This is a genomic window from Alcanivorax sp. IL3, from assembly GCF_047495465.1.
Classification (GTDB): domain Bacteria; phylum Pseudomonadota; class Gammaproteobacteria; order Pseudomonadales; family Alcanivoracaceae; genus Alcanivorax; species Alcanivorax jadensis.
This window is the reverse complement of record NZ_CP179931.1, coordinates 321,610-336,454: the sequence shown is the minus strand read 5'-3', so window position 1 is coordinate 336,454 and position 14,845 is coordinate 321,610. Positions and strand designations below refer to the sequence as shown.

Annotated in this window: 14 protein-coding genes; 9 read left to right on the top strand and 5 right to left on the bottom strand. The window is 56.7% G+C overall.

Annotated elements, in window-relative coordinates:
• Positions 1–50 precede the first annotated feature (50 nt).
• From ACMG4M_RS01640 to ACMG4M_RS01630, 3 genes are all read left to right on the top strand, one after another.
• Positions 51–878, top strand: coding sequence for an HAD family hydrolase (locus ACMG4M_RS01640; protein WP_035245924.1), 828 nt, complete (start codon positions 51–53; stop codon positions 876–878).
• A gap of 361 nt (positions 879–1,239) precedes the next feature.
• On the top strand, positions 1,240–2,655 hold the full coding sequence (locus ACMG4M_RS01635) for an amidase (RefSeq protein WP_414430612.1): 1,416 nt from the start codon (positions 1,240–1,242) through the stop codon (positions 2,653–2,655).
• A gap of 34 nt (positions 2,656–2,689) precedes the next feature.
• The gene (locus tag ACMG4M_RS01630) at positions 2,690–3,619 is read left to right on the top strand and encodes an SDR family oxidoreductase (protein WP_414430611.1); all 930 of its coding nucleotides are present in this window, start codon (positions 2,690–2,692) and stop codon (positions 3,617–3,619) included.
• 75 nt (positions 3,620–3,694) lie between these two features.
• Here ACMG4M_RS01630 and ACMG4M_RS01625 read toward each other — a convergent pair whose 3' ends face one another.
• Positions 3,695–4,687: an AraC family transcriptional regulator gene (locus ACMG4M_RS01625; protein WP_335626097.1), complete on the bottom strand. Its 993-nt coding sequence runs from the start codon at positions 4,685–4,687 to the stop codon at positions 3,695–3,697.
• A 92-nt stretch (positions 4,688–4,779) separates the two neighbouring features.
• On the opposite strand from ACMG4M_RS01625, the gene ACMG4M_RS01620 reads away from it, so the two are divergent.
• The 4 genes from ACMG4M_RS01620 (at position 4,780) to ACMG4M_RS01605 (ending at position 7,670) form a co-directional block, all read left to right on the top strand.
• Positions 4,780–5,850: a fatty acid desaturase gene (locus tag ACMG4M_RS01620; RefSeq protein ID WP_414430610.1), complete on the top strand. Its 1,071-nt coding sequence runs from the start codon at positions 4,780–4,782 to the stop codon at positions 5,848–5,850.
• 337 nt (positions 5,851–6,187) lie between these two features.
• Positions 6,188–6,685, top strand: coding sequence for a hypothetical protein (locus ACMG4M_RS01615; RefSeq protein WP_414430609.1), 498 nt, complete (start codon positions 6,188–6,190; stop codon positions 6,683–6,685).
• A 1-nt stretch (position 6,686) separates the two neighbouring features.
• On the top strand, positions 6,687–7,058 hold the full coding sequence (locus ACMG4M_RS01610) for a hypothetical protein (RefSeq protein WP_414430608.1): 372 nt from the start codon (positions 6,687–6,689) through the stop codon (positions 7,056–7,058).
• 69 nt (positions 7,059–7,127) lie between these two features.
• The gene (locus tag ACMG4M_RS01605; protein ID WP_414430607.1) at positions 7,128–7,670 is read left to right on the top strand and encodes a hypothetical protein; all 543 of its coding nucleotides are present in this window, start codon (positions 7,128–7,130) and stop codon (positions 7,668–7,670) included.
• A gap of 157 nt (positions 7,671–7,827) precedes the next feature.
• Here the strand turns inward: ACMG4M_RS01605 and rlmF are convergent, their stop codons facing one another.
• The gene (gene rlmF, locus ACMG4M_RS01600; RefSeq protein ID WP_414430606.1) at positions 7,828–8,763 is read right to left on the bottom strand and encodes a 23S rRNA (adenine(1618)-N(6))-methyltransferase RlmF; all 936 of its coding nucleotides are present in this window, start codon (positions 8,761–8,763) and stop codon (positions 7,828–7,830) included.
• 321 nt (positions 8,764–9,084) lie between these two features.
• Here rlmF and ACMG4M_RS01595 point away from each other — a divergent pair, with 321 nt between their 5' ends.
• On the top strand, positions 9,085–9,786 hold the full coding sequence (locus ACMG4M_RS01595; protein WP_414430605.1) for a lysophospholipid acyltransferase family protein: 702 nt from the start codon (positions 9,085–9,087) through the stop codon (positions 9,784–9,786).
• A gap of 183 nt (positions 9,787–9,969) precedes the next feature.
• Here ACMG4M_RS01595 and mmsB read toward each other — a convergent pair whose 3' ends face one another.
• The 3 genes from mmsB to ACMG4M_RS01580 form a co-directional block, all read right to left on the bottom strand.
• Positions 9,970–10,857, bottom strand: coding sequence for a 3-hydroxyisobutyrate dehydrogenase (gene mmsB, locus ACMG4M_RS01590; protein ID WP_035245906.1), 888 nt, complete (start codon positions 10,855–10,857; stop codon positions 9,970–9,972).
• A gap of 138 nt (positions 10,858–10,995) precedes the next feature.
• A complete protein-coding gene (locus ACMG4M_RS01585; protein ID WP_414430604.1) occupies positions 10,996–12,147 on the bottom strand; it encodes an acyl-CoA dehydrogenase family protein in 1,152 nt (383 codons plus the stop codon).
• 115 nt (positions 12,148–12,262) lie between these two features.
• Complete coding sequence (locus tag ACMG4M_RS01580) at positions 12,263–13,762, bottom strand: CoA-acylating methylmalonate-semialdehyde dehydrogenase (RefSeq protein ID WP_414430603.1); 1,500 nt, start codon at positions 13,760–13,762, stop codon at positions 12,263–12,265.
• A 104-nt stretch (positions 13,763–13,866) separates the two neighbouring features.
• Between ACMG4M_RS01580 and ACMG4M_RS01575 the strand changes: the two genes are divergently transcribed.
• A complete protein-coding gene (locus ACMG4M_RS01575; protein WP_414430602.1) occupies positions 13,867–14,778 on the top strand; it encodes a helix-turn-helix domain-containing protein in 912 nt (303 codons plus the stop codon).
• Positions 14,779–14,845 lie beyond the last annotated feature (67 nt).

The window sequence follows — 14,845 nt, the reverse complement described above, 5'->3', positions numbered from 1 at the left end:
CACAGGTTTTGTGCTAACAATGGAAGCGTCTACGGCAAGGACAAAGCACAATGAGCATCCTGCAACTGCCCCATGCAAAACCCGAGGCCATCCTCATCGACTGGCATGCCACCCTGGTGGATACCCATGATGCCATGTACCACGCCGTGGACGATGTACTTCCGCATTTGCGCGAACTGGATCTGTGGGACCGCCTGCTGGACCCGGATGATTCCAAAACCATCGAAGATGCCAAACTGCTCATTTATGTGAAAGACAACAAGCGCCTGCACCCCAAGATCGTTGCGCAACGCAAGATTTCCCGCACCGATATCTTCGAAGTGCTGTTCGGCAGCGACCAGGACGCCAAAGGCCGCGCCCACCAGGCATTTGACGAGGCCTATAAAAAATACGTAGCCGAAGTGTTCCCGATGGAAGTAGACATCCGCGAACAACTGGAGCGCATCCGCGCCATTGGCGTAAAGGTCGGTCTGATCTCCAATCGCAAACGGGACTTTCTCGAACATGAACTGGCACTGGTGGACGGCACCGGCTGGGAAGATTTGTTCGACGTGGTGGTGTGCGGCAGCGATGTAAGCAAACGCAAGCCGTCCCCGGAAATGCTGCTGCTGGCCATGGAAAAACTGGGCATCTCACCATCGGAAAGTTGCTGGTACGTGGGCGACAGCACCACCGACGTGATCGCCGCCAAGGAAGCAGGCATTACCTCCATCTTCTACAACGGGGCTGGCTGGGATCAGGCCTGGCTGGACAAGATCTTCCCCAATACCGTCAAACACCCCCACCGCCCGGACTCAGTCGTCGGCAGCATCGCCGAACTCGCCGACCTGGCCCGCCACCTGCTGGCCCAGCACAAGCGTGTCGAACGCGCACGGTAACCTCGATTCAAAGGCGGCTTTACCACAGAGGGCACAGAGTCCACTGAGGATAAGACCAGAATCTTCACCCGAGACACTCCCCTCCCGTAGGAGCGTAGCGAATAACGTCGCTCGCGGCGCGATTCCACACCAAGGGAAAAACGTCCCGTTTCTGTCCCAGTTGGAGCCTTGCTCGCAAGGCGGATCGCTCGGCCCCTTCAACCCCCTTCGCCTTGCGAGCAAGGCTCCAACACGAACCGTTCCGCCCACCCTGCCCACCGTGGTACAACACGGACTCTGCGCAACGCAGCAAAACAACAATTGGCCCCTTCGCACGGATCATAAATGGTACGATCGTGCATCATTTAATCGGGAGAGCCCCATGGCCAGCAAACACCTGCACGCTTTCAGCGACGACGCCCTCGGAAACGACGACGCCACCGCCCTGGCCGAGCGGCTGCGCGGGGGCAAGGTCAGCACCCGTGAAGTGACGGAAGCGGCCATCGCCCGGCTACAGCGGGTGGAACCCTCCCTGCACGGGCTCACCCTGGACACCTTCGATGCCGCCCGGGAACGGGCGGAAAGCAAACGCTTCAACGGCTTCTTCGCCGGCGTGCCCAGCCTGATCAAGGACAACCTGGATCTGCGTGGCCTGCCCACCGGTCACGGCAGCCGCGCCCTGGGCCATGCCCCCCTGAAGAAAACCAGCGGCATCGCCAAACAGTACTTGGCCCAGGGCTTCAACCTGCTGGGCAAGAGCACCCTGCCCGCCTTTGGCTTCACCGCCAGCACTGAACAGGCAGGCGTGCCCGCCACCCGCAACCCCTGGCACACCGATTATTCCGCCGGCGGCTCCTCCGGGGGCAGCGCCGCCCTGGTGGCCGCCGGGGCCGTGCCCATCGCCCATGGCAACGACGGCGGCGGTTCCATCCGCATCCCCGCCGCCTGCTGCGGCCTGGTGGGCCTGAAGAGCACCCGCGGGCGATTCATCGACCAGGAGGCCGCCAAGGTACTGCCGGTGAATATCGTCAGCGATGGCGTACTCACCCGCAGCGTCCGCGATACCGCCCACTTCTTCATGGAAGCGGAGCGCTACTACCGCAATCGCAAGCTCAAACCCATCGGCCAGGTCACCGGCCCGGCCAAGCGGCGGCTGCGCGTGGGCATGATGATCGACTCTGTCACCGGCGACGCCACCTGCCCGCAGACCCGCCGCGCCGTGCAGGACACCGCCCAGCTGCTGGAAAGCCTGGGCCACACCGTGGAAGAGGCCCGCATCGACCTGCCGGCCCGCTTCGTGGAAGACTTCCTGCTCTACTGGGCCATGCTCGGCTTCCTGGTCAGCAAGGGCGGCAAGGCCCTGTTCCCGCAAGGCTTCGATGCCGGCCAACTGGACCCGCTCACCCGTGGCCTGGCCGACTATTACAAACAACGTTTTCTGAAAACCCCGGCCATGCTTCGCCAGCTGCGCCTGGCGCGACAACGCTACGCCGAGGCCTTTGCCCAATACGATGTGATCCTCAGCCCGGTACTGGCCCACACCACCCCGGAAATCGGCTATCTGGGTGCGGATTTGCCCTTCGACACGCAACTGGAACGGCTGCTGCGCTACACCACCTTCACCCCCGCCAACAACGCCTCCGGCGGCCCCGGCATCTCCCTGCCCCTGGGTCAGACCGACCAGGGCCTGCCCATCGGCGTCCAGCTCTCCGCCGCCAACGGCGAAGAGGCCTTATTGCTGGGCCTGGCCTTCGAACTGGAAGACGCGCAGCCCTTCATCCGACTCGACCAACGCTGATACACAAGCCAACCCAATACACAAAAGGATCATCATGACGCTGCCGTCCACATTCAATCGCAACAGCACTGCCGACCAAGTGCTGGAAGGAAAGAACCTGTCAGGGAAAATCGCCATGGTGACCGGCGCCAATGGCGGCATTGGCTATGAAACCGCCAGATCTCTCGCCGCTGCTGGCGCCCATGTCATTCTTGGCTGCCGAAATCCCAGGCTGGGCGAGGAGGCCTTGGCGAAGATTCGCCTTGCCCACCCCAACGCCCAGGTTGAACTGGTCTCTCTGGACCTTGCGGATCCAGCCAGCATTGCAGCCTGCGTGGAAAGCCTGTCAACGCGTAACGACATCTCCCAGCTGGACATACTCATCTGCAACGCCGGGTCCATGTCGACCAAATACCTGCTCACCGATCAGGGAATCGAGCGAACCGTGGCCGTGTGCCACCTGGGTCATTTCATGCTGACCAAAGGGTTGCTCGACACCATCCTCAAAGCGCCAGCCCCTCGTATCGTCATGGTCTCCAGCGAATCACACCGGTATCCATTGCGGCTGAATTTCGACAACCTGCTTGTGGCCAAAAAACAAAACCGCATAAACGCCTTTAATGCCTATGGCCAGGCCAAGCTATGCAATGCCCTGATGGCACTGGAACTCCAGCAGCGCTATGGCAGCCGGGGCCTCACCGCCTGCGCCGTACACCCGGGCGCGCTGGTCACCACCGGATTCGGTCGTGAATCCTGGCTGACCCAGGTGCTCTTCACACTGGCCAGCCCCCTTACCAAAACACCGCATCAAGGCGCCGCCACCAGCGTCCTGTGTGCCACCAATGACAATGCTGATGACATCGCTGGTGGCTATTTTTCCCATTGCCGCGCCGCAAAGCCGTCAGCAGAAGCAGGCAATGCCGCCGTGGCAAAAAAACTGTGGGATTTTTCAGAGGACTACTTGCAGAACACTGCCAAGATCTGACGTTCTGTTGGAGCCATGCTTGCATGGCGAATCCGGCGCTTGTTGCTTGTTGGCAAGCGCCGTACATCCGTTGCATCACCGAAACTGACTGGGCGACACCCCGTACCATTTCTTGAACGCCCGGGAAAATGCGCTCACCTCAGAAAACCCCAACAGAAACGCCATCTGCGTCACCGTCATGCCCGGGGTGCGCAGGTGCCGCTCCACCAGCGTCTTGCGAGTGTCTTCCAGCAGTTGTTTCCAAGTCAGGCCCTCATCACTTAATCGCCGCTGCAGGCTACGGGTGCTCATGCAGCATTCCTGCGCCGCGTCGGCCTGGGCAGGCTCGCCATCCGGCAGGCGCTGCTCGATCCACAGCGCCAACCGGCTAGCCAGCGCCCCTTGCTCACTGGCCGCCAGGCGTTGCGCCAGGGTGGCATCCAGCATGGCCGCCAGTTGCACGTCGCTGGCCGCCAACATGTGCTGGGCGTTGCTCTTGTCGAAAGCCAGGCTGTAGTGATCTGCCACCGACACCTCACAACGGAAATACCGGGCCATGGCCTGACGCAAAGCCGGCTCCAGCCACTCGGGGGCGCACACCGCCACCGGGTTATGGTCGCGGTGAATGCGAATCCGCAGCAGGCGCACGATGGTCGCCATCACAAAGACGATGGCCTGGGGATGGGGCTGGTGATCGGTGTTGGAGGAAAACTGCAGGGCCACGGTGGCGTCATCCACGGTCAGCTCGGTGGTCACCAGGTCGCTGATCAGGCGATGAAAGCGGGTAATGCGGTTGAGCACACTGTACAGATCGCCCCCCGCCGCCACGGCCAGGCCCAGGGCGCCGAAGGTGTTGTACTGGGCATGGCGGGCCACCTCGATGGCCATGCCCGGGTCACCCAGCTCCTGCAGGCAATCATCCAGCAGGGCCGTGGACACCGCCGCATCCAGCCTGGCCTCCGGGTCCTGCACCATCTGCGGGTCCAGCCCGTGGCGGCGCAGAATGGCGTCGCCGTCCAGCCCCCGCTCATGCAACAAATGCACTAACGGCCCCATCAGCAGCGCTGCCGCCTGTTTTTTTTCTGACATTGGCGTCCCCGGTCAAACGGTTGGCGGGCAAAGCCGAGTTTTCCTTGTCGGCCCTGCCTAAAGTAGTCGCCATCGAGAAATGGAGGTTTCCCATGGCAACAGCACCTGCCCGCGGCAAGTCCGCAACAGACAAGACAATTCAACGCGACATCATCGCTATCAGTGATGATATACGGCAACGGCACGGCTGGCTCAAGCACCAGAACGCCATCGGCTTCGGCATCTTTGCCATAGCCATTGCCGGTTGCACTCTCAACGCCGTGCTTTACCTGCAAGGCCTGATGCCCGGCTGGGCAGTGATCCTGCTCACCGCCTTCTGGACCTCACTGCTGCATGAGCTGGAGCACGACCTGATTCACTGGATGTACTTCAAGAACAACAAAGTGGTGCATCACCTGATGATGCTCGGCGTGTACCTGTGGCGCCCCACCACCATCAACCCCTGGGTGCGTCGCCACCTGCACTTCCACCACCACAAGCATTCCGGCAGCGAGACCGACCTGGAAGAGCGCGGTATCACCAACGGGGAAAAATGGGGCCTCAAGCGCCTGATCATGGTGGGCGATAACATGCTGGCCGTATACCTGCGCGCCTTCAAATACCTCACCGAACCAAGGAAGCTGTACCGTCGTGGCGTTATCACCCGCCAGGACCTGAAGAACTTCCGCCTCATCGGCCTGGTGAGCTACAACCCCCTGGGCGTTATAGTCCACGCCGTCTGGCACTTCTTCGTGGCCTACCACCTGCTCAACGGCGTCGCCTGGCTGGCCGGCAGCAGCATCCCGTGGCCGGAAGTGGTTAGCGCCCAGCTCAGCTGGATCACCCCGCTGGTCGTGGTACTCATCGCCCCCAATATGCTGCGCACCTTCTGCCTGCACTTCATCTCGTCGAACATGCATTACTACGGCGACAACGAACCGGGCAAGATCACCGAACAATGCCAGGTACTCAACGTCTGGTGGCTGTGGCCCCTGCAGGCCTTCTGCTTCAACTTCGGCAGCACCCACGCCATCCACCACTTCGTAGTCCGCGACCCCTTCTACGTGCGGCAGATGACCGCCAAGCGGGCCCATGAAGTGCTCAGGGAAAATGGCGTGCGCTTCAATGATCTCGGTACCTTCCGCCGGGCCAACCGGATGCACGAGAAACCGCAAGCTGCTTGATAGTCACGACTTGCCAACACAAAGCCCGCCGCGTGCGGGCTTTTTTGTTTTCAGCTGAAACGGCCCCGCTTGCGCGTCGCGTCCGCTACAATTCTCTTTACAATCAAGCACCTTGCAGTCACAGAACGGGAGCCCATTCCCCAAGAGTTATATAGAACGTTCCTCATAACACCGTGCAGGAGATAGGCTATAGCATCCGAACCCATTGCTATGGCAGGCTTTTCTTTATGGGAAGAGGAGGATGATCCCAGAGTTGTAAGGAACCGAGTTATACGGAACGTTCTAACTAATACGCTGTTAGGTGTAATTCAATAATGATCGACCGTAAGGAAAATGTATGTCGTTAAAAGATATTGCTCATCCGATTCTGTATTCGGCTATGACGACATTAGCCTACAATATTAATAAGAAATATTATGGCGATAAGCACTATATGTGGTGCACTCCGTATTTTGGCTCAGATTTCGAGTCACCCCACTTTACTGTTCCGCCAAGCTCATCCCCTGTGGAGATATATAACACCTTGAAAAAGGAGGTCGACGGTGCTGATCATCACAATACAAAAATAGAACTTAATAGACGAGGGATTCGGAAAGGCGCTTCAATCATGTTGAAGCTTGGGAATATTAGCAAGGATGCTCATGATGAAATCATCTACATTTCTAAGAATTCAAAAGATCAGGTCTTCAGACCCTTGCTTTGTGTTATTTCTCGTCTAGAAGCTGTTCCTTATTATCAAAAGGTAGATGTTAAGGATAGGGCCAACCCCCTCTCACATGAGTATATTTTGTCGGATTTACCTCAGTCAGCATTTGATATTATTAGGATTGGTTAGAATGAATAATTTAGAAGAGATAATTAAGGGTTTTGAAATTCCTGATGTTAGAGCTGCATTTTATTATTTAAGCAGGTATTTAAAGCAGGCCGACTACTTTGAGAAATATGAAAAAGATTTTTTTGAAGATGATTTTCAAAGCGCCCCCTCAGATATAGCAAAGAGGCTAACTCTTTCTCTTATCAAATTTATTGAGAAAAGCACTGAAAAGCATGCTTCAAATTTCAATGATGAAGAATATATACACTGGATGGATGAGATAAATAAACTTGAATCTCAACTGGATCCAGAACCTTCTCAAAATGTGAAAAACTCTGCAGAGCAGGTAATGAATGAACTTTTTGTTCCTAAAGTTGGAAAAAATAACCCGTAGCACACCTAACAAATCAAAGCACTCGGACGCAGCAAAGCTGCGCCGGTGTTTTAGGCGTTGGCATTCAATATGACCGACTACACAATTAACAGAAGCGCCATATTTGGTGAGATTGAGTATTTTGATAGTCAGGCAGAGTTGAACGACTACCTTGAAGCGATCAAGCCATACCTCGCAAGCATTATCATTGAGTTCAACTGCCTGGATGACGAAATATCAGCCTTACTGTGTGATATGTATGGCGACGATAATCATGAAAAGATTTACGCTGTCTTGTCTGAGATGATGTTTAGAAAGAAAGCTACAACACTTCTAAAACTCTACAGCATTGAAAACGCATACCACAGTTTTGGCTATGAATCTGAAATCAGGGAACTCGACAAGGCAATTACTGCTTGTGGCATCAATAGAAACGAGTATGCCCATGGTAGTTGGTTATATGCATCGCCCTCTAAAGGCGTCTCGGTCAGAACCAAAGCAAGCAAGAATGGTATAGAGGCCGTTTACAGGAAGTTCGATAAATATCTTATGCAAAATCACCTGAATTTAATTACAGCCACTCGTGCGCACCTGCTTCATTTTCATAAGCGCTTTGTGGCATCAAAATGCTAACAACCCAAGGCAGTGGGACATAAATCAAAACGAAAAATATACCCCTGCTTGCAAATAACGAGAATCAGGTCTTGCCCCGTGCCCCAATTAGCAAAAGGCAATGCCTGACCCCAACATCCCTACTTACAGCCAACCCCTTTTCATATTTCCGATTTATCTACTGGGAAAATGTCCAAGCCAGAAGCCGGGCAACCTTGTTCCCCAGCTTCATCTCTATTTCCCGTATCTCAATAGCTCCAACCTTTAGCATCAATTTTTTCAAAGGCCTGACATTGTCGGATTTTGAAACCAGGCTGGTAAACCAGCGACATTGTGATGAATACACCTGACTTTCTCTGATCATTTTCTTGAGAAACAATAGTTCTCCGCCCTTGCACCACAGCTCAGCGCCCTGCCCACCAAAATTGAGATTCGGTGCCTTTGCTGTCGCCTTTTCTTCGCCACGATTGCGCGCCAGGTTAGAGACTTTACGCTGGCTACTTTTCAGTGCCTCATCCTGCGAGGCATGGAAAGGCGGGTTGCATACGCTGACATCGAACCATTCACCCGGCTGGATAATGCCTTCAAAAATATGGTTCTTGTCAGTTTGCGTGCGCAGGGTAAAACGGTCTTTGAGCTCGGCATTTTTGGCGATAAGCGTGGTCACATTCGCAAGCGACTGGGGGTTTATATCACTGCCGACGCACTGCCAGCCATAAATCCGGCAGGCCAGCAGCGGATAGATCCCGTTTGCGCCAGTGCCAATATCAAGCAGCTTGATGTCAGGGTTTTCAGGCCCGACCAGATCCGCAATGTAATGGATATAGTCGGCCCGGCCCGGAATGGGAGGGCAAAGCGCACCGTCCGGAATATCCCAATCGGCAATGTTGTAGTATCGGTTTAGTAACGCGGCATTGAGCGCTTTAACTGCCAACGGGTTTGAGAAATCAATGGATAGATCGCCGTAGGGATTCGGCTTCACATGGGAGGCCAACGGCGGGTGACTGGTTACCAGAGCAGGAAAATCATAGCCTTGGTTATGCAGGTTTCTCGGGTGCAGACCTTTGCGCACCGGTTTGGACTGGCTTTTCTTGCTTCGCTGGCGGGTGTTCACAATTACAAGCCTGAGGCGGAGAGTTACAAATTAGACTAGATACGGATTAACCAGTGATTATAGTGTTTTACGTGTCTCGGGCATAATCGGCAGTCAGGGTGTTGCGGCAAGCTCGAAGCTAACCATGCTTACCCGGTAATTCATGGAATGCAGCGAGACTGCTGAATCCTGTCAAAAGCTCAATGGCTGCGATAAATGGCACATCACAATCATGTGCACAGCCAAAAGCCGATTTTTAGCGCCAATCGTCCCAAGCCCTTAACAACAATGTACCACTAGCTCTCTTTTGAAAAACGAACAGACTCGGATCAAGCTATCACTATGAACATCATCAATATCGCAGACACCGTCTTGAACCGCGCTGCCCGCTATCACGAGCACCGTGTTGAGGGCCTGGAGCATATCCCGGCCAGCGGCCCGGCTCTGATTGTGGTGAATCATTCCCTTGCCACCTATGACAGCGGCCTGCTTGCTGCCGCCGTGAGGGACAAGCTAGGGCGCGATGTCTGGCTGCTTGGCGATCGCTATATCTTCAAGATTCCAGTAGTCCGCGATCTGGCGACCGCCTACGGTTTCGTTGAGGGCTCACAGCACAATGCAGAGAGCCTGTTGCGCGATGGCGAGCTGGTATTGGTGGCGCCGGGTGGTATGCGTGAAGCGCTGCGCCCCAGCAGCCAGAAATATCAGCTGGATATCGGTGACCGAAAGGGCTTTGCGCGATTGGCTGTGCGCACCGGCGCGCCGGTCATCCTCTCCGCCTGCCCGGCAGCGGATGATATTTATCACGTGGTATCGAACCCGGTGACGGACTGGGTATACAACCGTTACAAGCTGGCCGCTCCGGTTATCATTGGTAAGTACGGCACCATCGTGCCCAAACCGGCCAAACTGGTTCACTATCTGAATGCGCCGATGTCACCACCTGAAAATGGCGCAGACGATGATTCTGACACCGTTGATTCTTTTCATGCCGCTTTAGAGAGCCGCTTGCAGGAAATGCTCACTGAGCATGCTGGTGCCTGAAAGATTCAACGCAAGAACCCAGGATAACCATGAAAGAACCGTCGCTGTTTGATGTGACGGACGACGGTTAACAGCGAACACAAAAAAGGCCGCACCCAAACTTTGGGCGCGGCCTTTATCATTCCAGCCACAGTGGCGCTCTAGCGCGCACTCTTAACTATTCACTGTTAACTATTAACTGCCCTACTCCTTGTGCCGAAAAAACCGCTGGATACTGGAAAAATCTTTTTCGGAGTAGCCATGGTTTCCATGGGCCGCGTAGAGGCTTTTCGCCAGGTTACCCATAGGCGTGGCGGATTGCGTGCTCAGTCCCGCTTGCAATGCCAGACCCAGGTCCTTGTTCATCAATTTCACGGCGAAGCCGCCTTCATAGTCTTTGGATGACGGTACGTTTTCCATGACGCCGGGCCAGGGGTTGTACTTGTCCAGGGACCAGTTATCGCCGGAGCTGGCTTTCATGATCTCGGAAAGCACCGCCGGATCCAGACCGTGGTCGGCGCCCATTTGCAGGGCTTCGGCGGTGCCGATCATGTGGATGGCCAGCAGCATGTTGTTGCAGATTTTTGCCAGTTGGCCAGCGCCGTTGTCTCCGGCACGGAACACCTGGGCGCCCATGCATTCCAGTACCGGACGGGCCCGGTCAATGGCCTCTTCCTGGCCGCCACAGATAAAGGTGAGCGTGCCGGCCTTGGCACCACCGACGCCACCGGAGACCGGCGCATCGATCATTACCCTGCCCTGCTCTCTGGCGATGGCGGCTACGTCACGGGCGGTGTCTGCATCGATGGTGGAGCAGTCGATGATCAAGGCGCTTTTATCAATGTGTTGCAAGACGCCGTTGTCGCCGAGATAGAGACCGCGCACTGCTCCAGCGGAGGGCAGCATGCTGACAACCACGTCGACTCCAGCGACAGCGTCAACCGCACTACTCGCCGCCTTGGCACCTTCCTGAACGACGGTTTCCAGCAAGGCGGGCATCAGGTCAAACGCCACCACCTCATGGCCGGCCTTGACCAGATTGGCCGCCATGGGCCCACCCATATGACCGACACCGAAGAATCCGATTTTCATTGTTATCTCTCCCTCGTTTTGTTGGAGATGTAGGAGCGGCGCTCTCTGTGCTATGCGAGTATGAGCCGCGAATGCAACTGGCACGGCTTTCGCAAGTATGTTCGCGGCTCAAGCGCCGCTCCTACGGTGTTTCATTTCTTATAAAAACGATAAATCTTTCAGCACATTGCGCGCGATAATCACGCGCATGATTTCGTTGGTGCCTTCCAGAATCTGGTGGACCCGTGCATCACGCACGTAACGCTCCAGCGGATACTCACTGATATAGCCATAGCCACCATGCAGTTGCAGCGCCTGGTTGCAGACGTTGAAACACAGATCCGTTGCTAGTCGTTTGGCCATGGCGCACAGCATGCTTTTGTCGCTGCGATTCTGATCCAGTTTCCAGGCCGCCAGGCGCACCATTTGTTGCGCCGCCACTAACTCCGTGGCCATGTCCGCCAGGGTAAATTGCACGGCCTGGAAATCAGCGATGGCCTGGCCGAACTGTTTGCGTTCCTGCACGTATTGCTGAGCCTGGCGCAGGGCCGCCTGGGCGGCACCCAGTGAGCAGCTGGCGATATTGATACGCCCGCCATCCAGACCGGCCATGGCGATGCGAAAGCCCTGCCCTTCTTCACCGATCAGGCAATCGGCAGGAATGCGTGCGTCTTCCAGAATCACCGCCCGGGTGGGCTGGCTCTTCCAGCCCATCTTGGCTTCATTGCGACCATAGCTCACGCCGGGAGCATCCGCCGGCACCGCAAAGCAGGAAATGCCGCCGGCGCCAGGCCCACCGGTGCGCGCCATCAAGACCAGCACGTCGGTATCACCGGCCCCGGAGATAAACGCCTTGGCGCCGTTCAGCACATAGTCATCGCCGTCTTTTTTCGCGGTGGTGCTTAACGAAGCCGCATCGGAACCGGCGCCCGGTTCGGTGAGGCAGTAGGACGCCAGTTTTTCACCGCTCATCAAGTCCGCCGCCCAGCGCGCACGGATGGCATCGCTGCCAAAACGGGTGAGCATCCAGGTGGCCATGTTGTGGATGGTGATGAAGGCGGTGGTGGAGGTGCAGCCCTGGGAGAGTTGTTCGAAAATCAGCGCGGCGTCGAGACGTGACAACCCCATTCCCCCATGCGCTTCTTCGCAATACAGGGAACAGAAACCCAGATCGCCAGCCTTGCGAATAGCCTCCTTGGGAAAAACACTTTTTGCATCCCATTCGGCGGCAAACGGTGCCAGCTCTTTTTCAGAAAACTGGCGCGCCGTTTCGCGGAAGGCGATTTGTTCTTCTGTGAAAGAAAAGTCCACGTTTTATCTCACGGCAAGGGTGTTAATGACTGTAGGAGCTTGCTTGCAAGCGAACCACTGTTGTTCGCCGTTTCGGGTTCGCTTGCAAGCAAGATCCTACAAAAACGGGAGACGGTTATTTCAAATTAATGCTCATGTTCGGCCCGGCGGCTGTTTGGATATCCGAATCGAACCAGCGACTGGTAACGGTTTTGGTTTCTGTATAGAAACGCACGCCCTGTTTGCCGTAGGCGTGTTGGTCACCGTAGAACGAGCCTTTCCAGCCAGTGAAACTAAAGAACGGCAGCGGCACGGGAATCGGCACGTTGATACCCACCTGCCCCACTTCCACTTCGTGCTGATATTTCCGCGCGGCGGCACCGCTGGCCGTAAAGATGGAGGTGCCGTTGCCATAGGGACTGTTGTTGACCAGTTCCAGTGCTTCATCCAGCGAATCCACGCACACGCAACACAATACCGGACCGAAAATTTCTTCCTGATAAATCGCCATGTTGGCGGTCACATCGGTAAACAGTGTCGGCCCGACCCAGTTGCCGTCCGGCAGGCCGTCCACGGTGCAATCGGAGCCATCCAGCAGACAGGTTGCACCCTCCTGCTTACCCTGCTCGATCATTTTCAACACCCGCTGCTTGGCTGCCGGGCTGATCTGTGGGCCATAGGCCGCCTCCGGGTCGTTCCAGGCACCGGGGCGAATCTGTGCAAACTGGCTGGCCAGCTCATCGATCCAGGCTTTGGAATCGCCCACGAACACTGCGACGCTGATGGCCATGCAACGCTGCCCCGCCGCCCCGCAGGAGGAACCCACCAGGCTGCTGACCACCTGATCCTTGTTGGCATCAGGCATGATCACCATGTGGTTCTTGGCACCGGCAAAACACTGCGCGCGCTTCATGTTGTCGGTGGCCGTGCGGTACACGTGCTGACCCACCGGCACCGAGCCCACAAACGAGACGGCCTTGATGTCCGGATGCGTGAGCAGGGTATCTACCTGTTCCTTGCCGCCATGCACCACCTGCAACAGGCCCGGCGCCGCACCGGCTTCCTGGAACAGTTCCGCCAGACGGTTAGGGGTCATCGGGTCTTGCTCGGAAGGCTTGAGCACAAAGGTGTTTCCGGCGGCGATGGCCAGCGGGAACATCCACAGGGGAATCATGGCCGGGAAGTTGAACGGGGTAATGCCGGCGCACACGCCCAGCGGTTGGGTCCAGGAATGGGTGTCGATACTGCGCGCTACGTTCTCCACAGTTTCGCCCATCATCAGCGAGGCGATGTTGGCGGCCTGCTCGGCCACTTCGATACCGCGCCACACGTCCCCTTTGGCATCCTCGAAGGTTTTGCCGGTTTCCTGGCTAAGAATTTCAGCAATCTCGTCGTGATGCTCTTTCAACAGCGCCTGATAGCGCAGCATCAACCGGGCACGCTCGGAGACCGGCACTTCCTTCCAGGTCTGGAACGCCGCCTTACCCGCCGCAATGGCCTGCTCCATTTCGTCGTCGGTGGCCGCCGGGGCTTCACACAGGATTTCCTGGGTGGCCGGGTTGGTCACAGGAATCCATTGGTCGGTCTGGCTGGCGACGAATTCGCCATTGATCAGCAGGGGCAGACGACGGGTCATGACAGCTCTCCACGCAAGTATTGTCGGTATGGGTCCCTTTGTAGCACAGGGATTGAGCGATAGAGATAGCCACTTTTGAGCCAAGATGGATTATATTGCGGTTTATGAGCCTTTCAACGACAACCGGTCAGCACCCGGCGGAAACCTCCCGTTGGCCCCTGCCCGACACCGGCCAGCGCACCGTGATTCCGCCGTCGGTGCTGGCCACCATGACCGCGCACCCGCTATGTCGCGGCTGCCTGCCCCATGGCGTCGGCTACTACCCCCATGCCGGCGGACACCGCATGCTGCGGGCGAAGCCGGCAGATGATCTGTTGATTTACTGCGTTGCTGGCCAAGGCCAATTGCAGGTTAATGGCCAGACATTACCGGTCACCGCCGGCGATCTGTTGCTGCTGCCAGCTGGCCTTGCGCATCACTACCAGGCCGATGACAGCGACCCCTGGAGTATTTATTGGGTGCACTTGGGTGGCGATGAGGCGCCGCGTTATTTTGACGAAATTGCCGGAGACAGTCCCGAGCGTTACCGGGTGACGGTGGGGGTGCATTCGCGGTTGGCGGAGGAATTTCAGGCCCTACTGGCTGCCGCCACCCGGGTGCAGCCGGAGCACCTGGTCTACGCCGCCAACCTGTTGCGCAGCCTGCTGGCCTTCGCAGCGCTGATGCGCCGTCAGCACACCACCCGCCACGCGTCTCTGGATATCAACCGGGTCAACAGCTACCTGCAAACCGCCCTCACCCGCCGGCTCAATCTGGACGAACTGGTGGCCGCCACCAGTGCGCTGTCGCGCTACCACTTTATTCGCGAATACAAACGCCAGACCGGGCAAACACCGATGCAGGCGTTCCAACGTATCAAGGTCAGCCATGCCTGCTATCTGCTGGATATCAGTGACGACACCGTGGCACAGATTGCCACCTGGCTTGGCTATGACGACCCCTATTATTTTTCAAGATTATTTAAAAAAGTGATGGGGGTTTCGCCGCAGAGATATCGCCGTGAGCGTGGGCATTGACCACCTCCTCAGTCTGTCCGTTGGAGCCTTGCTTGCAAGGCGAATCAGGCCAGCAGGGCATTCGCCT